This window comes from Ruminococcus bromii (genome assembly GCF_928721825.1).
Taxonomy (GTDB): Bacteria; Bacillota; Clostridia; order Oscillospirales; family Acutalibacteraceae; genus Ruminococcoides; species Ruminococcoides bromii.
The window spans coordinates 601,694-621,299 of the sequence record NZ_CAKMVP010000003.1; the positions used below are offsets into that span (position 1 = coordinate 601,694).

Genomic DNA, 19,606 nt, shown 5'->3' on the forward strand with positions numbered 1-19,606 from the left:
AGAGGAAAACAATGAAAAAGACAGTTACTTTATTGGTACTGATTTCAATGCTGTTCTCTACTGTTTTTCTGTTCACGGGATGCGGTGATTCATCGGTTAAGGAAATTAAAACCGCCGATGATATCAAGGGAGCATCCGTAGGTGTTCAGAATGGTACAACAGGCGATACTTTTGTATCTGACTATGAGGCTGACGGCACCAAGGTTATGCGTTACAGCAAGGGTGCCGACGCTATCGTAGCTCTTACACAGAATAAAATCGACTGTGTTGTAATTGACAGTGAACCGGCAAAGGAATTTGTAAAAGCAAATACAGGACTAAAAATTCTTGATGAACCTTTTGCGGAAGAGCAGTATGCAATCTGCATTTCAAAGGAAAATCATGAACTCACCGAAAAAATCGACAAAGCTCTTGCAGAGCTTAAAGACGAGGGCGTTCTGGACAAAATCAAAAGCTATTACATAGAGGGTAATACTGATACCGTACCCTATGAATCACCTAAGGATATCAAGTATGACGGTGAACTTCATATGGCTACGAACGCTGCTTTTCCACCGTATGAATATGTTGAAGGCGGTAAAATTGTCGGTCTTGATCCGATGATGGCTACAGCAATCTGTGACAAGCTCGGTAAAAAACTTGTTATTGATGATATGGAATTTGATTCTGTTATCACTGCTGTTCAGACAGGCAAAGACGATTTCGGTATGGCAGGTATGACCGACACACCGGAGAGAAGAAAAAATATCGACTTTTCAACTTCATATGCAAACACAACTCAGGTTATTATCGTAAACGACAGTGCGTCGGGCAGTTTGTTCGGCAATCTCGGCGAAAGCTTTAAAAACACATTCATCACAGATAACAGATGGCAGCAGCTTTTAAGCGGTTTGCTTGTAACCCTTGAAATTACATTGTTTGCAGGTATTATCGGTGTTATTATCGGTTTTGTCATTGCTCTTGTAAGAGCTACTCACGATATTCAGCTTGGAAAGAGAAAATGCAGGAGCTTTGGTGATTGCGTTCTGAAATTCTTTAATGTGATTTGCAACATCTACATTACTGTTATCAGAGGCACACCTGTTGTAGTTCAGTTGATGATTATGTATTACATTATTCTTGCATCTGTAAGAAACGGTATCTTTGCCGCAATCATTGCATTTGGTATGAACTCTGCCGCTTATGTTGCAGAAATTGTTCGTTCGGGCATTATGGCTGTTGACATCGGTCAGACTGAGGCAAGCCGTTCACTCGGTTTTAACAACAGACAGACAATGACAATGGTCGTTCTTCCGCAGGCAATTAAAAATGTTCTTCCTGCACTCGGCAATGAAATTATTACGCTTCTCAAAGAAACTTCGGTTGCAGGTTATGTTGCGCTTGCAGATATCACATATATTGGTAATATGATTCGTTCAAGAACTTACGAGGCATTCTTCCCGCTTATTACGGTTGCATTGATTTACCTTGTAATTGTACTTGTGCTTTCGTACATCCTTAGAAGATTTGAAAGGAGATTGAAAAAGAGTGAAAGATAACGCATTGATCTCCGTAAGAGGACTTGAAAAATCATTCGGTAAGGATATTCAGGTTCTTAAAGGTATTGATATTGACATTTTTAAAGGCGATGTAGTTGTTGTTCTCGGTCCGTCAGGCTCGGGTAAATCAACTTTTCTCCGTTGCCTTAACAGACTTGAAGAACCGACAGGCGGTCACATTTTCTTTGAGGGTACCGATATTACGGATCCAAAGGTTAATATAAATGTTCACCGTCAAAAAATGGGAATGGTGTTCCAGCAGTTTAACCTTTTCCCCCACAAGACTGTTATTGACAACCTTACAATGGCTCCCGTCAAGCTTCTTGGCAAAAGCAAAAATGAGGCTAAAAAAGACGCTATGGATCTTTTGGAGCGTGTAGGACTTGCCGAAAAGGCAAACGCATATCCGAATCAGCTTTCAGGCGGTCAGAAACAGCGTATTGCAATTGTAAGAGCACTTGCTATGAATCCCGATGTTCTCCTCTTTGACGAGCCGACATCTGCGCTTGACCCCGAAATGGTCGGCGAAGTTCTTGATGTTATGAAAGAGCTTGCCAAGGCAGGTATGACAATGGTTGTTGTTACTCACGAAATCGGCTTTGCAAAAGAAGTTGCAACCGATGTTGTATTTATTGACGACGGTGTTATCAAAGAAAAGAACAATCCGCAGGAGTTCTTCAATAATCCGCAGGACGACCGTTTAAAGGAATTTTTATCAAAGGTTCTTTAATTTTAAACAAAAATCAGAGGATTTCAGTTTTCGCTGAAATCCTCTTTTTTTAATTACTTATTTATTTGATTACCGTAAATATATTCTTTGGCTTTTGATATGAGAATTGATTTTTTGTTTGGAACATTTGCATCTACCACAAGCATTAGCAGATAATCGAGAATATTTCCAACATCTCTTCCCTCTTTTACGCCAAGGTTTAAAACATCTTTGCCGTTGATATCAAGCTGACTCAGCTTAAAACATTCGTTATCTTTGATTATTTCATTAAGATGTGTTTTAGCCGTTTCAAGATATCCGAGTTTTTCTTCTCGCTGATATTCAGACTGGGCAGATATATCGGCGTATTCGACCTCTAACAACTGCTTTGTAAGTTCTGTACCGAGTACATTCATAACCTTTTTCATAAGCTTTTTACTGCCGTTAAAGCGGACATCATGATATTCAATTAGCAGAAGAGTTTTGTTAATAAAATCAGACGGTAATCTTAGTCTGTGCAGAATTTTGTCTGCAATTTTTTTACTTTCAAGCTGATGTCCCTGAAAATGCGATTGACCGCTGTTGTCGGTGGTTTTAACAGGAGGCTTGCCGATGTCATGCAGGAGCATTGTCATACGAAATATGGGATTCGGTTCAATTGTACCGAGTGCAGTCAGGGTATGTTGCCACAAATCATACGAATGATGAATGTTGTTCTGATTGAAATTGAACATAACGGTAATTTCAGGGATAATAACAGCAATAGTTTCTCGGTAAGCGTCAAGAATTTTTACGGCATCCTTACCGCAGATGAGCTTTAGAAATTCCGAAGTCACACGCTCTGTTGCAATGTTTTTTAGCAAGTCTGCATTTTTAAATATAGACTTTGATGTGTTCTCTTCAATTGAAAATCCGTAAACAGAGGCAAAGCGTAATGCCCGCAAGATTCGCAGAGCATCCTCGTTAAAGCGTGTATCGGGATTTCCGACACAACGGATAACTTTATCTTTAAGGTCATTTTTACCGCCGTATGGATCGACAAGACCGTATTCAGCGTTATATGCCATTGCATTTACCGTAAAGTCACGGCGTTGCAAATCTTCGTTTATGTTTCGTGTAAAGCTTACGCTGTCCGGATGACGGTTATCGGAATAATCACCGTCAATACGGTAGGTTGTGATTTCATAGACTTCACCGCCGCATACAACGGAAATTGTGCCGTGTTTGATACCTGTATCAAACGTACGATAAGCCTCAAAGCATTTTTTTGTCTGCTCGGGCAAAGCGTTTGTACAAATATCTGTATCATGCGGAGTCAATCCGAGAAGATAATCACGAACACAACCGCCTACTATAAAAGCCTCATAGCCTTGATTATTCAGTTGTCTGATTAATTTTTCAGCGTTTTTGTTTATTTGCATTTCTTTTTGCAGTCAGTTTAAGATGACTTTCCTTTTTGAATTTTTCTATATAGTGCTGTGCTATATTGTAGAATATATTAAATACAACAAATGTGCCTACAGCAAAGATTACAAGCAATATGATGTTTTCAAATGTAAGCGGTGCAAGTGAGAACAATCCGCCGAAGAAGATTGAACCGATTATTATTCCTGCGGAACATCCGATGACCATAACGGCTCTGAGCGGATTGAACGGGATTGATAATCTGATTACAAGCAACATACATGAAAATGCAGTAAGATATACGCAGAGAGTTGAAAACTGTGCCTGTGGCATATCTGTCATATACTTTAAAATTGCGAGTAATATTGTATCTGCCGAAATACAAAAAGCTGTTGGGAGTGATCTTGCTATTATATTTACGGTGAAATTACCTTTTACTATATCTTTATTCGGTTGAAGTGCGAGAACAAATGATGGCAATCCAACCGTTAATGCACCGACAAGCGTAAGCTGTATCGGTTCAAAGGGATATCCTGTGCGGAAGAATATGAAGAAAATTGAGAGTATAACCGAATAAATCGTCTTTACAAGATAGAGTGCAGAGCTTCGTTCAAGGTTATTGATTGTTCGTCTGCCCTCTGCCACAACGCTCGGCATTGCGCCAAAGTCATTATTGACAAGTACAAGCTGTGACACATTTCGTGCGGCATCACTGCCTGACGCCATAGCTACGGAGCAATCCGCCTCTTTGAGTGCGAGAACATCATTTACTCCGTCACCTGTCATAGCAACCGAATGTCCGTGCTTTTTAAGGGCAACCACAAGCTTTTTCTTTTGAGCCGGAGTTACTCTGCCAAACACATTACAACGCTCTGCCGCATCTTCAAGCTCTTTATCTGTTGTCACGGTTGACATATCGATTGCATTTTCTGCACCCTCAATTCCTGTGTCAAGCGCAATATTTTTAACAGTTTTAACGCTGTCGCCTGAAATAACCTTTAAGGTGACACCCTGTTCCTTAAAATATTTTACCGTTTCATTTACATTATCACGAAGTTTATCCTTGATAAGAATGAGTGCAAGCGGTTTTAAATCATCAGGCAATGAGTCTTTGTCCGGTTCACTATCGCTTTCGGCAAGAACAAGGATTCTGACGGTTTGATTTATCTTTTCAATCTCAGAATACACCTCGGAATACTTTTCTCTGCTTTTTAAAATACATTCAGTCGCACCGACTATGTAGGTTTTGCCGTTTTCAAATGTACCTCCCGACCATTTTGTTTCGGACGAAAAATCGCAGAATTTACTGCACTCATACGGTGAAACGGAATCCGAATAGTCACGCAGTGCATACAAAGTTGCATTTAGTTCATCGGACGCTTTTACAATTGAAGAAAGTGCTTTCTTGATTTTATTGTCATCAGCCCCAAATGGAATAACGCCTGTTACTGTCATTTCGTCTGTTGTAAGCGTTCCCGTTTTATCAAGACATAGCACATCAACTCTTGCAAGTGTTTCAATGCAATACATTTCTTGTACAAGCACCTTTTTGGATGAAAGCCTGATAATTGATACTGCAAGAACAGAACTTGTAAGAAGAATCATTCCCTTTGGAATCATACCGACAAGCGACGCAACAGTGCTGATTACAGCAGACTGCAATGTTGCATCGGGCAGGGTGAATTGTCGAATAAAAAATGCAATGCCAATCGGGAAAAGTACAAATGTACAGATTTTGATAATGAAATTGAATGACTCCATAATCTGAGAATTTACTTTTTTAATATATTTGGCTTCGTTATTTATCTTAGCGGCATAGCAATCGGCTCCGACCTTTACAGCCTGAGCATAGCATTTTCCTGCCGCAATAAAACTGCCTGAAAGAAGTTCATCTCCGACATTTTTTTCAATGAGATTTGATTCGCCTGTAAGCAAACTTTCGTTGACTCTGCAGCTACCGTCGCATACAATGCAGTCGGCAGGAATCTGGCTTCCTCTTGAAAGCACAAGAATATCATCAAGAACAATCTCATCTTTACTTATTTCTGCAATTTTACCGTTTCTGAGAACATTGATTTTTTTCTCAGACAAAATAGTCAGCTTGTCAACGCTTATTTTGGAACGAATCTCCTGAACTATACCTATAATTATATTTGCTATAACAACACCGATAAAAAGCATATTCTTGTGTGAACCCACAAAAATCAATGCCGCAAGCAAAATTACATTTATCAGATTGAAAAGCGTAAAAATGTTATCACAAAATATTCTTTTGATTGATTTGGTTTTAATATTAGTTGAAATATTTACCTTTCCTTCATCTATACGCTTTTGAACTTCGGAATCGGTAAGACCGACAAGGTTAGAATTTATGTTTTCCATATATACCTCATAATAAGAAAATGATATAATTTCAGAAAATAATTTACAATGCACGGCTGTTTATCGCCTTTTTAGAAAATCCTCTGCCAGTAACATTTTTAATATTTTCATCAACGCACTAATCTATATTATAAATGCAAATCATAATAAAGGCAACGGAAAGAAGGTGAATTTTTTGCGAAAATTTAAAGAAATTATATCAGTTGCCCTGATTTTCACATTATTATTTACTGTTTCGACTTTTTCGCCTTATGCCGCTGATGATAAAAATGAGGTTTACATCGGCGGTGAGGCTTTCGGAGTTAAATTTTATGCTAACGGAGCAATGATAATCAAGCTTGAAAGCTACTATGACGGTGAAAAATATGTTTGCCCCGCAAAAGACGGCGGACTTAAAGTAAACGATATTATAAAGAAAGTAAATAATACAAAAATCAGCACAAATGAAGAATTAAAATCTGAAATTGAAAAATCAAACGGCAATGAAATTACTGTCGAAATTGATAGAAACGGCAAAACCGAAAATAAAACCGTTTTGCCGATTAAAAATACCGTGGGAGTATATCTCCTCGGTGCGTGGGTTCGTGACAGCTGTGCAGGTATCGGAACTATGACCTATTATGATGACAGCCATAATTATTTTGCCGCACTCGGTCACGGAATATGCGACTGTGACACGGCTGCTTTGTTACCGTTAAAATCAGGTGAAACAGTTCAGGCTCAAATCAGCGGAATTGATAAAAGCGTCTGCGGTAAAGCCGGCAGCTTCTGCGGATATTTTACAGATGTTCGGCTTGGTAATTTGAGCGTAAACTCTCCTTTAGGAATTTTCGGAGATTTAACGAGTGAAAATTATAAAAGAAACAAGAAATATCTGATTGCGAATGACGATGAAGTTAAAACAGGAAAGGCTGTTATGGTAACAACGCTTGTAGGAAATACACCGCAGGAATATGAAATTGAAATCAAAAGAATTTGCAACCGTGATATGACATCAAATGAAAATTTTGTCATAAAAATAACCGACAGCAGATTACTCGAAAATTGCGGCGGTATTGTTCAGGGTATGAGCGGCAGTCCGATAGTCCAAAACGACAAAATTGTGGGTGCCGTTACTCATGTTTTTCTCAACAATCCGAGAGAAGGCTACGGCGTTTTCGCACAATATATGGCAGAATGTTACAATAATCAGCACTAAATGTATGATTACTTGTTTGTTTCATATTGTATAGGGCAAGATTAAAAAAGAATTTCCCAATTTTTTAAAAAAGTTTTGTGGAAGGTATTGCCAACTTTACCATTTTGTGGTAATATTAGTACAACAAAAATTACTGGGGGAAATCACAATGAACAACAAAATAAAACTAATCGTAACCGATGACGCTTCCGAATTTACGCAGGAAAATCTTAATATCTTACAGAGTAAGAATATTTCCGTTATTTTCTGCGCAAAAGACGGAGAAGAATTGTGCGATAAAATTAAAAGAGAAAACCCTGATGTTGTGCTGATGGATTCATTTATGACAAGGCTTGACGCAATCGGAGTAATGAGGAGCGTCACAAGGCAGAACACAAAAGTACCTGTTTTTATGGTATATTCCTCTTTTCACAGCCCTGTTCTGGAGCGTGAAATTATGAATTCGGGTGCATCATATTTTGTGTTGAAGCCGTATAACATTTCCGAATTAAGCAGCATTATCAGCGATTTGTCGGATTTGAGCAAGAAAAATAATTTTGGCAGAGGAAGAATTATTGACGCTTTCGGAATTGAAATGAAAGTGACCGATATTCTCCATGAAATAGGAGTTCCGGCTCACATCAAAGGCTATCACTATCTGCGTGATTCAATCATTATGTCTGTTGAGCATCCTGAAATTATCAATGCCGTGACAAAACAGCTCTATCCGTCGGTTGCCAAAAAGTACGAAACAACTTCTTCACGGGTTGAAAGAGCTATAAGACACGCAATTGAGGTTGCATGGGATCGAGGCGACATTGATGTTCTGAACTCATATTTCGGATATACAATCCACAACGACAGAGGAAAGCCCACAAACAGCGAATTTATTGCCATGATTTCAGACAAATTAAGACTGCAGATTAAAAATGCAGGCTAAAAAAAGAGCCGCTCGTTAAGAGTGGCTCTTAATATATTATTTAGTTTTGCCGATATCGTGTCTGTAATGAGCGCCTTCAAAGGAAATTTTTTCTACTGCGGCATATGCCTTTTCGAGTGCCTCATCAAGTGTATCCGCTGTTGCAGTAACACCGAGAACTCGACCGCCGTTTGTATAGAACTTTCCGTTTTCGTACTTTGTGCCGGCATGATAAACAATTGCGCCATCGACACCGCCGTTATCATTAAGACCGAACATCTCTATACCCTTTTTGTATGAAACAGGATATCCGCCGCTTGCCATAACAACACAAGCTGCAGCACCGTTGTCCCATTCAATGTCAAGGTCGGAAAGCTTTTCGTCAATAACAGCCTCACAGATATCTACAAGGTCAGTTTTAAGTCTTGGAAGAACAACCTGAGCCTCAGGATCGCCGAAACGGGCATTGTATTCAATAACCTTTGGACCGTTCGGTGTAATCATAAGTCCAAAGTACAGACAACCCTTAAAAGGTCTGCCCTCTTTATTCATCGCCTCAATTGTAGGGATAAAGATTGTATCCATACATTCCTTGGCAATCTCGTCTGTATAATACGGGTTCGGGCTGATTGTGCCCATACCGCCTGTGTTAAGACCTTCGTCATTATCAAAAGCACGCTTGTGGTCTTTTGAGCTGACCATAGGTTTTACGCACTTACCATCTGTAAATGCAAGAACAGAAACCTCGGGACCTGTAAGAAACTCTTCGATAACGATATTGTTACCTGAGTCGCCAAACTTCTTGTCCTCCATAATTTCTTTGACTGCTTCAATTGCCTCATCAACAGATTGAGCAATAATTACACCCTTGCCGAGTGCAAGACCGTCAGCCTTTACAACAACGGGAGCGGTATTTTCGTTCTTTATATAGTCAATTGCTTTCTGAGCGTCATTGAATACTTCATACTTTGCAGTAGGTATGCCGTATTTCTTCATAAGATTTTTTGAGAAAACCTTTGACGCCTCAATAATAGCGGCATTTGCATTAGGACCGAATGCTCTGATTCCAGCCTCCTGCATAGCGTCAACCATACCGTCAGCAAGCGGATCATCAGGAGCTACAAAAACGAGGTCAATTGCATTGTCCTTTGCAAACTTAACCATATTTTCTTTATCCATAACTCCGATATTAACAAGCTCGGCATCTCTTGAAATACCGCCGTTGCCGGGAGCGCAATAAAGCTTTGTGCATTTAGGACTTTCAAGAAGCTTTTTAATTAAAGCGTGCTCTCTGCCGCCCGAACCAATCATTAAAATTTTCATAACCGCACCTCTATCAGTGATGGAAAAGACGAATACCCGTAAATGACATTGTCATATTGTACTTATTGCAGGTTTCAATAACATTATCATCACGAATTGAACCGCCGGGCTGTGCAACAAATTTAACACCTGAACGCTTTGCTCTTTCAATGTTGTCACCGAATGGGAAGAATGCGTCAGAACCGAGTGAAACACCGTCAAATGTTGCAAGCCAAGCCTTTTTCTCTTCCTTTGTAAGAGGTTCGGGCTTAGTTTTGAAGAACTGCTGCCATATACCGTCGGCAAGCACATCCTCATAATCATCAGAGATGTAAACATCAATAGTGTTATCTCTGTCGGGACGACGGATGTTGTCAACAAACGGAAGGTTCATAACCTTCGGATGCTGTCTGAGATACCAGATATCAGCCTTATTGCCTGCAAGTCTTGTGCAGTGAATTCTTGACTGCTGACCTGCGCCTACACCGATTGCCTGACCGCCCTTTGCGTAGCAAACAGAATTAGACTGAGTATATTTAAGAGTGATAAGAGCAACAAGAAGGTCACGCTTAGCATCCTCTGTAAAATTCTTATTATCTGTTACAATGTTCTGAAGGAGCATTTCTTCGTCAATTTTGAGTTCATTTCTGCCCTGTTCAAATGTAATACCGAAAACATCCTTATGCTCAATAGGAGCAGGAACATAGTTCGGGTCGATTTTTACGACATTATAGTTGCCTTTCTTTTTTGACTTGAGAATTTCAAGAGCCTCGGGAGTATAGTCAGGAGCAATAATACCGTCAGAAACCTCTCTCTTGAGGAGGATTGCAGTCTGAACATCGCAAGTATCGGAAAGAGCCACCCAGTCACCGTATGACGACATTCTGTCTGCACCTCTTGCCATTGCATATGCGCTTGCAATCGGAGAAAGTTCAAGGTCATCTACAAAGTAGATTTTCTTGAGTGTGTCAGAAAGCTCGGTTGCAACTGCCGCACCGGCAGGACTTACATGCTTGAATGACGCAGCTGCAGGAAGACCTGTTGCCGCTTTGAGTTCCTTTACGAGCTGCCATGAGTTAAATGCATCAAGAAAGTTGATATAACCGGGTTTGCCATTGAGAACCTCAACAGGAAGATCTTTGCCATCCTGCATGAAAATTCTCGAAGGCTTCTGATTCGGGTTACAGCCGTATTTTAAAGCAAGTTCGTTCATTGGATTCATCCTTTCCGAAAAATAAATTAGTTGTTTTTATTGATAATTCTTGACTCTGCCTTATTTGAAGCAATGTCAATATAGCGTACAAAAAGTGAAACCTTGTTATCCTCATTGAGAGAATTCCAGATTTTCTCGGCAAATGTGTCAATATCATCGTTACCGATTTCTACGAGTGTAGGTTCACCCTCAAAGCTCGGAAGCGGATTGCCGTCACTCATATATGTGTGAATGAATCTGCCAAGACCATTTATCGGCTTGTCATATGTAAATGTGTATCTTTCGCAACAATCGGGATTGCCGTCTGCACTTTTGAGAATTGACATTGCATAGTTCATCTTGCCGTTTTCACACTCAACGATACCAGAAATTCGAGGAGTGTAGTTAGGACCGTCAGGCTCAAACTCTCTTGTTGTGAGTGACTGTTCAAATGTCTGACCTTCATTCATAAGGTCATAAACAGTATCTGTCTGGTCACCGTTAGTAACGATAGTTTTGTTGCCGAGAACTCTTACTGGAGAATAGATGATAAGTGACGGATCAACAAGCTTTGACGGATCAAAAGCCTGAGTTTTGATGCCGTCCTCGGTTTCTGCAAACACTCTGTTTCTGCTGTTTTCGCTTCTGCCCATAATGAAGTATGCAATAACAGCCTTTGAGCCGTCTGCACTTTTGCCGATTACAATGCCTCTGCCCGGATATGAAGTTGAAGCAATGTCATTGTAAAGTGATACAGGTTTCATATTTTTCCTCCGTTAATCAAGAATTTCGGTTTTATTGCCTTTTACTATAATTTTATCTTCGCAGAAAAGCGAAACCGCCCTTGGAAGAATCTTCCATTCAGCCTGTTCCATAACTCTTTTCTGAAGAATTTCGGGTGTGTCACCGTTCTGAATTTCAACGGCTTTCTGAATGATAATGGGACCGCCGTCGCACACTTCGTTTACAAAATGTGCGGTAGCACCCGTTACCTTGACGCCTCTGTTAAGAGCCTCCTCATGAACTCTGAGTCCGTAATAGCCCTCGCCGCAGAATGACGGAATAAGCGACGGATGGATATTGATTATTCTGTTTTCAAAAGCAGAAATAAACTGCTTTCCGAGAATAGTCATAAATCCCGCAAGAACAACAAGGTCAACATCCTTGGATGTCAAAAGCTCGGTTACAGCAGAATCATACTCATCAAATTCGTCATAGTCTTTTCTTCTGATAACCTCAGTTGCAATCGAATTGTTTTTTGCTCTTTCAAGTGCATAAGCGTTTGGATTTGAGGACATAACAAGAGAGATTTTTCCGTTTTTAATCTCTCCCCTGTTCTGAGCGTCAATAAGTGCCTGAAGATTTGTGCCGCCGCCCGACACAAGAACTGCGATATTTTTCATTATTCAAACACTACTCCGTCATTACCGCTGATTACTTCACCGAGTACAACAGCGTCTTCACCGTTAGCCGCAAGAACCTCAAGAGCCTTGTCTGCATCTTCCTTGGCAACGGCGATTATCATACCTACACCCATATTGAATGTGTTGAACATATCGTGCTCGGGGATGTTACCTACTCTCTGCATAAGCTTGAAAATAGGAAGAACAGGAATATTGTCCTTTTTGATTTTGGCAGAAAGACCGTCTGTAAGCATACGGGGAATGTTTTCATAGAAACCGCCGCCCGTAATGTGTGAAACAGCCTTTACATCAACCTTATCCATAAGAGCGAGAAGAGGTTTTACATAAATTTTTGTTGGAGTGAGCAATGTTTCACCGAGAGTTTTGTCAAGCTCAGGATACTCGGCGTTGATTGTTTCCTCGTTGATATCAAAGATTTTTCTGACAAGCGAAAAACCGTTTGAGTGAACACCCGAAGAACGGAGTCCTAAAAGTACATCACCCTCACAAAGCTTTGAACCGTCAATCATCTTCGGCTTGTCTGCAATACCAACGCTGAAACCTGCAACATCATATTCGTCAACAGGCATAAGACCCGGATGCTCTGCAGTTTCACCGCCGATAAGAGCACAACCGGACTGAACACAGCCTTCTGCAATGCCTGATACAATTTCAGCTACCTTTTCGGGATAGTTCTTGCCGATTGCGATATAATCGAGGAAGAAAAGAGGTTTTGCTCCACAGCAAATTACATCGTTTACGCACATTGCAACTGCGTCAATACCGATTGTGTCATGCTTGTCAAGAAGAAAAGCAAGCTTGATTTTTGTGCCTACACCGTCGGTACCGCTGACAAGTACAGGCTCTTCCATATCTTTGAAATCAGGGGCAAAAAGTCCGCCGAAACCGCCGATGCCTGAAATAACACCGTCAATTTTTGTGCGTGCCACATGCTTTTTCATAAGCTCTACAGACTTATAGCCTGCTGTTACATCAACACCTGCCGCTTTGTAGCTTTCGGAAAAGCTGTTGTTCATTGTAATCACTCCGTCACTTTCTGTTAATTTTTTTAGCGTATTTATCTACAAAGATTGTTCTCGGAATTTCAGCGTCATAGCTGCCCGTGAAACAACCGTCACAGAATTCTATATTTGCACCCTCAGCAATTTTTCTGAGACTGTTTATACTGAGATAACCAAGTGAATCTGCACCGATATATTCACAGATTTCACTTGTTGTCAACTTGTTTGCAATAAGGCTTTCCTTATCGTGAATGTCCACACCAAAGTAGCACGGACATACAAACGGCGGTGAGCTGATGAGCATATGCACCTCGGCAGCTCCTGCCTCACGCATAAGACGAACAATATGCTTTGAGGTTTCACCTCTGACGATTGAGTCATCAATAATAACAACTCTCTTGCCTTTAACATTAGCCTTCAAAGCGGTAAGTCTTGTTCTGAGAAGTCTTTTCTTTTTATCTTTACCCGAGCCTACTGTTCTGCCGATATATTTGTTCTTGACAAAACCTGTGCTGAACGGGATACCCGAAGCCTTTGCATAACCCTGTGCGGCAATAAGTCCCGAATCGGGAACACCGCACACCATATCCGCCTCAATCGGGAACTCGTCATAAAGAAGTTCACCGGCTCTGAATCTTGCATTATGTACGCAGACACCGTTGATTACGCTGTCCGGTCTTGCGATATATACATATTCAAAAAGGCAGAAAGATGTTTTATCGGGCAAAAGCTTTAATTTGTAGCTGTGAAAGCCTTCTTCGTCAACTACTACCATTTCGCCCGGCTCAACATCACGGACAAATTCACCGCCGAGACTGTCGATAACACAGCTTTCTGAAGTGAAAATCCAGCTGTTTTTGAGTTTGCCGATACAGAGCGGACGGAACCCGTGCATATCACGAAAGCCGATAAGACGGCTCGGTGCGCAAATTACAGTTGAATAAGCGCCCTTGAGCTTTCTCATTGAAGAAAGAACAGCATCTTCAAGCGTGTCTGTTACACATCTTTCGGTTGCAATAACATAAGCCATAATTTCAGCATTAGAATTGGACTGAAAAACAGCGCCGCCTGTTTCAAGCTCCTGCCTTATTTCATTGAAGTTTGTAATTGAGCCGTTGCTTGCAATACCGATTGAACCCTGAATATATCGCATAACAAGCGGCTGGTTAGATGCACGGTCGAGTGATTCCGATGAAGTATAACGGACATGACCGACTGCAATCTTACCGTTCGGAAGTTTTTCAAGTGCTTTGGGTGTAAAAATCTCGGACACCATGCCGAGTTCCTTGACAGTTGTAAATTCACCGTCTTTATTCACGGTGATACCTGCGCTCTGCTGTCCCCTGTGCTGAAGGCTGTAGAGTGCGTCATTTGCGGCGGCAACAACATCTATATCGTCATCATTACGGTAAATACCGAACACACCGCACTCGTCATTTACTTTGTCAAGTTTTGTGTCAATATCTACATAGTTCTTAATCAAAGCTCTGCCACCTTAGCCTGCATTGCCTTGTCTTTTTCGGCAACGCCTTTTTCCATATCAGCTTTCATATTTTCAAGCTTCTCTGCAAGAGAATCGTCGGAAAGTGCGAGCATTTCAACGGCAAGAATTGCAGCGTTAGCCGCACCGTCAACTGCTACTGTTGCAACCGGAATTCCTGTAGGCATCATAACTGTTGCGAGAAGAGCATCCATACCGTCAAGCTGAGCCGACTTACATGGGATTCCTATTACAGGGAGGGTTGTTTTTGCCGCAAGAACACCTGCGAGATGTGCCGCCATACCTGCTGCGGCAATGATTACACCAAAACCGTTCTTTTTAGCCTCTGCCGAAAACTTAATTGCCGCATCGGGAGTACGGTGTGCGCTCATTACATGAACCTCATACTCTACGCCAAATTCTTTGAGTTTACTGACAGCCTTTGATACTACGGGAAAATCACTGTCGGAGCCCATAATAATTGCAACCTTTTTCATAATTACTCATAGCCTTTCCGCCCACTTGATAAATTGCCGCAAAAACCGTGCCGTGGGCAGACAAAGTCAGGACAAATATGCCAATTTATGCTTTGAATCGACATAAATAAAGCATTACTAATTAATTATATAAAAAAATCGGTTAAAATTCAATAGTCAGGCGAAATTATTTTTAAAATACCGCCAAAAAGCAAAAAGTGACTGTGCAAAGCATAGCCACTTCAAGATATCAATCAATCTTGGAAACATCTTTTCCTTGTTCGATTTTTGTGCCTTTATCGGGATCTGTAGCATTAAGATACGGTCTTTCATTGGAAATTACGCCCTCGGTTGTAACTCCCGCCTCTGCAGCCTTTTTCATACCCGGAAAAAGGAATTCCATCTTTTCGTTATCGAATTTTTCATCGAGATATTCTTCAAAGCTGTTTGACGCAGGCACTCCCTCTGTTCTCTGAGTCCATCTTGCCGTAGCTGTTACGGACATAAAGCCGTTGAATGCCATAAATACAATCAGAAATGTTGTAATAATTGCACCTGCTCTTTTAGGGATTTTTTCAATAAGCTTTGCTGTCCACGGATACAGATAACGCACCCAGACAAGACCGAGAAATCCCCAAATAAGGGCATACATAAGATTGGTTCTGCCGTCAAGGTTAAACGGAGTGTCACTGTAGTCCCATGAAACCGTGCCGAACATCTGCTCCTGCAACCACGAACAGAAATACTCAAAACCTGCTCCGACAAAAGCACTTATAACAAAAACAAGCGTATCATTAAGCTTGTAAAGCTTATACAAAGCGGCTGTCAGAAAACACGCACCGCCGCCGTAAACAGGAATAAACGGACCGTAAACCATGCCGACACGCATTTCAAAATGTCCGTCAACGCAGAACGCCCATATTGTTTCGAGAATCGTGCCGATGAAAGAACCGATCACAAACAGATAAAAAAGCTTCGTAAAACAGAATCCGTAAGCAAACGGCTTATCCTCTTTGCTTTCAAAGGTTTGTGTATATTCTTTCATATTATCCTGCTTAATCTCCTCGATTTTTGCATTAATTTGCTTTACATAAGCCATATGAGTGAGATCGGGATAAGCGTGTGCAAGTCTTTTTCTTAAAATATTTTCTGTAAAAAGTCGGTTATAGTTTTCTTCAAGTTCCTGAATTTCAACCTCTGTTGCGCCTTTATCCATAAGCTCGGAAGAATTTTTAAGCTTTGCAATTCTTCTGAGCAGACGAACTGTTGTTATCATTGAAAAAACATAATCAATTACAATAATTCCGCAGAAGCAAAGAGCAAGAATAAGACTTACCCAGAAAGGAATTGCTTCAACGGCTGTGCGAAGCACCGGAATTATCAATCCGACAAGCAGCATACCGAGCAATCCGAGAAAAAGTGCATAAGGAAAAGTTATATAATTGCCTATGCTGAATTTCGAGGAAGAAAAATCCCATGGCTTGAATTTGAGAGTTTTTTCTACAAGCACACCGACCACAACCATAAGTGCAGATAATATCAGAGTTGAACCGATGAATAAAATCAGCTTGCTGTTTTCAAACGGTTTTAGTGCCGTATAACAAATAACCGCCGAAAATCCGTACATAGGGCAAAACGGTGATGTCAAAAAACCGTTGTTACTGAATTTTTTCTCAAGAAGAAGCGAACGAAAACTGCTCGCCACCCAGCCAAAAAACGAGAAAATTACGAAGTACCACAACAGGTCGAGTAAAAATTGCATTTCCTATCCCCCACAATTTTATGCAACAAATCGGACACAGAATTCTGTGCCCGAAAAATTGCCGTAAATTTCACATTCTTTATGCCTTTGGCACATCATCTTTCCAGAGTTCTTTAATTGCGGTAACATTGCCCGCAAGTTTCTGAATATCTGAAGGAATGATAATCTTTGTAGCCTTGCCGTCAGCGGCTTTACCGAATGCCTCAAGCGATTTAAGCTGAATAATTCTATCGGTAGGAGAAGCCTCATTGAGCATTTTAAGTGCATCGGCATTAGCTTTCTGGACTGTGAGAATAGCCTCAGCTTCACCCTGTGCCTCACGGATTTTCTGCTCCTTAACAGCGTCGGCTTTAAGAATTGCAGATTCCTTCATACCCTCTGCAACGAGAATCTGACTGCGTTTTTCACCCTCTGCATCAAGAATTCTTGCACGGCGCTCACGCTCTGCCTTCATCTGCTTTTCCATCGCATCCTGAATTTCACGGGGCGGAAGAATGTTTTTAAGCTCGACACGGATTACCTTAATGCCCCATGCGTCGGTTGCCTCGTCAAGAATCACTCTGATTTTACCGTTGATTGTATCACGGGATGTGAGTGTGTTATCAAGCTCAAGATCACCGATGATATTACGCAATGTTGTTGCAGTAAGATTTTCAATAGCGCTGAGCGGTCTTTCAACACCGTAAGTATAAAGCTTTGGATCGGTAATTTCAAAATACACAACCGTGTCAATTTGCATGGTGACATTATCTCTTGTGATCACGGGCTGCGGCGGGAAATCAATTACTTGCTCTTTTAATGAAACCTTTTTTGAAATTTTGTCGATAAACGGAATTTTTACATGCAAACCAGTTGACCAAGTTACATGATATGTTCCGAGTCTTTCAATTACATATGCGTGTGCCTGTGGCACTACCTTGACATTGCTTACGATTACTATAAGCAGGATTAAAAGGATAATTCCTAAAATAATAAGTCCTAACATTATTTACCTCTCATTCTGTTACGGGTTCTACTATGAGCTTTACACCCTCAATTGCAAGAACCTTAACTTTTGTTCCTTTTAAAAGCGGTGCTTTGTCGGACTTTACAGTCCAAGTTTCCGCACCGACCTTTGCCTGTGCTGTTTTGTCAATATCGGTTAAATCTGTGAGCATAAACCCGACTTGACCGATGTGGCGGTCTGCGTTTGTTCCAGTTGTTTTATTACGCTTTTTAAAGCGTTTTACAAGCGGTCGTGTCACAATCAGCGAAACAAGTGACACAACAAGGAACACCGCCGACTGGATTGTGATGTCACTTGTGAATATAGTTGTTATTGCGGCACAAACCGAGCCGAGAACGAACCATATTGATACAAGCTGTGTTGTAAAGCCTTCGCAAAGCAACATAAATACTGCAAAGCCTATCCACACTATCGGCATATATTGCTCCATAGGGCTGTCACCCCCCCTTTTCGCATAATTCTAACACAATATTATATATTAGTCAAACTATTTTATGCATTCTTTGTTAGATAAATTCATTTGGCTAATCTCCAAAAATGTGCAATAAAATCGCCTCCTATGATAATAAGCAAATTACCATAAGGTGGTTTTTGTTAATAATCTTACAATCCGCATACTCGTAATCGGAACTAAATACAAGGACATCATCACTCGCGGACAGTCCTGACCTATGTAGTTCTGCCGAAATCATTATGCTTGATTTGTTACACTGGCATTTCATTTTTATAATAACCATATACAAACGCAGGCTAAATTACAATATCAGATTAGCTTACGATGAAATAACATTTTACTTTCTATCTGATAAAAAAGATATTTAGAAAGAAACTTTTCCTTTAAAAGCAATTACCGTTGACAATAAACAGCCTATGCGGTTATATTATGCCGAAAGAGAATTTTGGCTTGAAGTTCCCCTACGCTTCATACACAAAGGCGAAATTTCAAAAATAAACATAAATCTCTCATCTTTAAAATGTTAAAACTAATTCAGGCACGAGAAAGAGGCATACCGCACGGTATGCCTCTTATTTCGATGACTTTGTTTTTGAAAACCTTAAATAAAAGAAAAGATTTTTTTGTCTTATGCCTATTATTATCTCAACTAATTCTACAATCTACTTTTCAAATTTGTATGGGTTCCTAACAAAAGAAATATATTCTTTAGAAATCGCACCATATTTTTGATAGTTGTGTATCGCATCAAAGAGGCTAATAGAATTAGCTCCACCTGAATAATTCGGATTATCATTTTGTATTGGATCATATTCCCAAAAACAAACAGGACATATTTCATACATAGAATTGTTCTCTGTATTTAGTGTTTTACAACCACAACAAGGACATTTTCTTTTCAAAAAAAGCACCACACTATTTATATTTTTTAACTTGAGATCTCCAATATGTAAATCCTTTTGTTTCGTGAGATTGATTATAAATTGTTCAATTTATTTTTATATGTATTTATTTCCTCATGTGAAAAAGGTGAATCTGGATGGTTATCATAAACAGATATTATCCATTTTAAAATTGATATATCAAATGGATGTAATATTAAGGATTGCTGTAAAAACATATAAATAACAGGGTGAATGTCAAAAAAGAAAGTATCCGTATACAAGAGAGTATCACATAAAAGAATTACATTTTGTGGTGTGTTTTCCTTAGACAGCAAATAAATCAAATAAGAATATTTGTCCTTGGATTTTATTGAGGAAAAATCTTTCTCTAAATTATCCAATGTATAATCATAATTCTTTAATTTTAAAGTTTCGTAAACATAATTATAATTTCCATTTTTCCACTGCTTAATGATTTTCTTCAATGATATCACTC

The 19,606-nt window shown here is 40.1% G+C and carries 18 protein-coding genes; 4 read left to right on the forward strand and 14 right to left on the reverse strand.

From position 1 onward, the window contains the following. Positions 1-11: 11 nt before the first annotated feature. A complete protein-coding gene (locus QDI94_RS03125) occupies positions 12-1,538 on the forward strand; it encodes an ABC transporter substrate-binding protein/permease (RefSeq protein WP_278867052.1) in 1,527 nt (508 codons plus the stop codon). A 4-nt stretch (positions 1,539-1,542) separates the two neighbouring features. Then, positions 1,543-2,268 (forward strand): amino acid ABC transporter ATP-binding protein, encoded by a 726-nt coding sequence (locus QDI94_RS03130; protein WP_341460969.1) that lies wholly within the window; start codon positions 1,543-1,545, stop codon positions 2,266-2,268. 53 nt (positions 2,269-2,321) lie between these two features. Here the strand turns inward: QDI94_RS03130 and QDI94_RS03135 are convergent, their stop codons facing one another. Next, a complete protein-coding gene (locus QDI94_RS03135; protein WP_278867057.1) occupies positions 2,322-3,668 on the reverse strand; it encodes a CCA tRNA nucleotidyltransferase in 1,347 nt (448 codons plus the stop codon). After that, positions 3,646-6,033: an HAD-IC family P-type ATPase gene (locus QDI94_RS03140; protein WP_278867060.1), complete on the reverse strand. Its 2,388-nt coding sequence runs from the start codon at positions 6,031-6,033 to the stop codon at positions 3,646-3,648. Before QDI94_RS03140 ends, QDI94_RS03135 begins: the two co-directional genes overlap by 23 nt. A 175-nt stretch (positions 6,034-6,208) precedes the next feature. On the opposite strand from QDI94_RS03140, the gene spoIVB reads away from it, so the two are divergent. Beyond that, on the forward strand, positions 6,209-7,231 hold the full coding sequence (gene spoIVB / locus QDI94_RS03145; protein ID WP_278867063.1) for a SpoIVB peptidase: 1,023 nt from the start codon (positions 6,209-6,211) through the stop codon (positions 7,229-7,231). A gap of 148 nt (positions 7,232-7,379) precedes the next feature. Further along, positions 7,380-8,150, forward strand: coding sequence for a sporulation transcription factor Spo0A (gene spo0A / locus QDI94_RS03150; protein WP_101028551.1), 771 nt, complete (start codon positions 7,380-7,382; stop codon positions 8,148-8,150). Positions 8,151-8,186: 36 nt separating this feature from the next. Here spo0A and purD read toward each other — a convergent pair whose 3' ends face one another. From purD to QDI94_RS03210, 12 genes are all read right to left on the reverse strand, one after another. Then, the gene (gene purD / locus QDI94_RS03155; RefSeq protein WP_046432064.1) at positions 8,187-9,452 is read right to left on the reverse strand and encodes a phosphoribosylamine--glycine ligase; all 1,266 of its coding nucleotides are present in this window, start codon (positions 9,450-9,452) and stop codon (positions 8,187-8,189) included. Between the two features lie 13 nt (positions 9,453-9,465). Beyond that, positions 9,466-10,644, reverse strand: a complete 1,179-nt coding sequence (locus QDI94_RS03160) for a phosphoribosylaminoimidazolecarboxamide formyltransferase (protein ID WP_278475585.1) — start codon at positions 10,642-10,644, stop codon at positions 9,466-9,468. A 26-nt stretch (positions 10,645-10,670) separates the two neighbouring features. After that, positions 10,671-11,387, reverse strand: coding sequence for an IMP cyclohydrolase (locus QDI94_RS03165; RefSeq protein WP_117523778.1), 717 nt, complete (start codon positions 11,385-11,387; stop codon positions 10,671-10,673). 12 nt (positions 11,388-11,399) lie between these two features. Further along, positions 11,400-12,026, reverse strand: coding sequence for a phosphoribosylglycinamide formyltransferase (gene purN, locus QDI94_RS03170; RefSeq protein WP_278867068.1), 627 nt, complete (start codon positions 12,024-12,026; stop codon positions 11,400-11,402). Further along, the gene (gene purM / locus QDI94_RS03175; protein ID WP_101070620.1) at positions 12,026-13,063 is read right to left on the reverse strand and encodes a phosphoribosylformylglycinamidine cyclo-ligase; all 1,038 of its coding nucleotides are present in this window, start codon (positions 13,061-13,063) and stop codon (positions 12,026-12,028) included. Before purM ends, purN begins: the two co-directional genes overlap by 1 nt. A 13-nt stretch (positions 13,064-13,076) precedes the next feature. Further along, positions 13,077-14,531, reverse strand: coding sequence for an amidophosphoribosyltransferase (purF, locus tag QDI94_RS03180; RefSeq protein WP_118099496.1), 1,455 nt, complete (start codon positions 14,529-14,531; stop codon positions 13,077-13,079). Beyond that, entirely contained in the window at positions 14,528-15,025 is a 498-nt protein-coding gene (gene purE / locus QDI94_RS03185) for a 5-(carboxyamino)imidazole ribonucleotide mutase (protein WP_046432059.1), read from the reverse strand. Before purE ends, purF begins: the two co-directional genes overlap by 4 nt. 229 nt (positions 15,026-15,254) lie before the next feature. Next, positions 15,255-16,766 carry a putative ABC transporter permease gene (locus tag QDI94_RS03190; protein ID WP_278867073.1) on the reverse strand — a complete coding sequence of 504 codons (1,512 nt, stop codon included), beginning with the start codon at positions 16,764-16,766 and terminating at the stop codon, positions 15,255-15,257. A 79-nt stretch (positions 16,767-16,845) separates the two neighbouring features. Beyond that, positions 16,846-17,751 (reverse strand): SPFH domain-containing protein, encoded by a 906-nt coding sequence (locus tag QDI94_RS03195; RefSeq protein ID WP_278867075.1) that lies wholly within the window; start codon positions 17,749-17,751, stop codon positions 16,846-16,848. 10 nt (positions 17,752-17,761) lie between these two features. Further along, a complete protein-coding gene (locus tag QDI94_RS03200; RefSeq protein ID WP_278867077.1) occupies positions 17,762-18,202 on the reverse strand; it encodes an NfeD family protein in 441 nt (146 codons plus the stop codon). Between the two features lie 686 nt (positions 18,203-18,888). After that, on the reverse strand, positions 18,889-19,140 hold the full coding sequence (locus QDI94_RS03205; protein ID WP_341460957.1) for a CPCC family cysteine-rich protein: 252 nt from the start codon (positions 19,138-19,140) through the stop codon (positions 18,889-18,891). A gap of 62 nt (positions 19,141-19,202) precedes the next feature. Continuing rightward, a complete protein-coding gene (locus QDI94_RS03210) occupies positions 19,203-19,595 on the reverse strand; it encodes a hypothetical protein (RefSeq protein ID WP_155132041.1) in 393 nt (130 codons plus the stop codon). Between the last annotated feature and the right edge of the window lie 11 nt (positions 19,596-19,606).

Excerpts from the sequence above, each read along its gene's own strand:
- QDI94_RS03140 (WP_278867060.1), bottom strand. The coding sequence starts at position 6,033 with ATGGAAAACATAAATTCTAACCTTGTCGGTCTTACCGATTCCGAAGTT.
- QDI94_RS03160 (WP_278475585.1), bottom strand. The coding sequence starts at position 10,644 with ATGAACGAACTTGCTTTAAAATACGGCTGTAACCCGAATCAGAAGCCT.
- spo0A (WP_101028551.1), top strand. The coding sequence starts at position 7,380 with ATGAACAACAAAATAAAACTAATCGTAACCGATGACGCTTCCGAATTT.
- QDI94_RS03165 (WP_117523778.1), bottom strand. The coding sequence starts at position 11,387 with ATGAAACCTGTATCACTTTACAATGACATTGCTTCAACTTCATATCCG.
- QDI94_RS03190 (WP_278867073.1), bottom strand. The coding sequence starts at position 16,766 with ATGCAATTTTTACTCGACCTGTTGTGGTACTTCGTAATTTTCTCGTTT.
- purN (WP_278867068.1), bottom strand. The coding sequence starts at position 12,026 with ATGAAAAATATCGCAGTTCTTGTGTCGGGCGGCGGCACAAATCTTCAG.
- purD (WP_046432064.1), bottom strand. The coding sequence starts at position 9,452 with ATGAAAATTTTAATGATTGGTTCGGGCGGCAGAGAGCACGCTTTAATT.
- QDI94_RS03195 (WP_278867075.1), bottom strand. The coding sequence starts at position 17,751 with ATGTTAGGACTTATTATTTTAGGAATTATCCTTTTAATCCTGCTTATA.
- QDI94_RS03135 (WP_278867057.1), bottom strand. The coding sequence starts at position 3,668 with ATGCAAATAAACAAAAACGCTGAAAAATTAATCAGACAACTGAATAAT.
- QDI94_RS03200 (WP_278867077.1), bottom strand. The coding sequence starts at position 18,202 with ATGGAGCAATATATGCCGATAGTGTGGATAGGCTTTGCAGTATTTATG.
- purE (WP_046432059.1), bottom strand. The coding sequence starts at position 15,025 with ATGAAAAAGGTTGCAATTATTATGGGCTCCGACAGTGATTTTCCCGTA.
- QDI94_RS03125 (WP_278867052.1), top strand. The coding sequence starts at position 12 with ATGAAAAAGACAGTTACTTTATTGGTACTGATTTCAATGCTGTTCTCT.
- purM (WP_101070620.1), bottom strand. The coding sequence starts at position 13,063 with ATGAACAACAGCTTTTCCGAAAGCTACAAAGCGGCAGGTGTTGATGTA.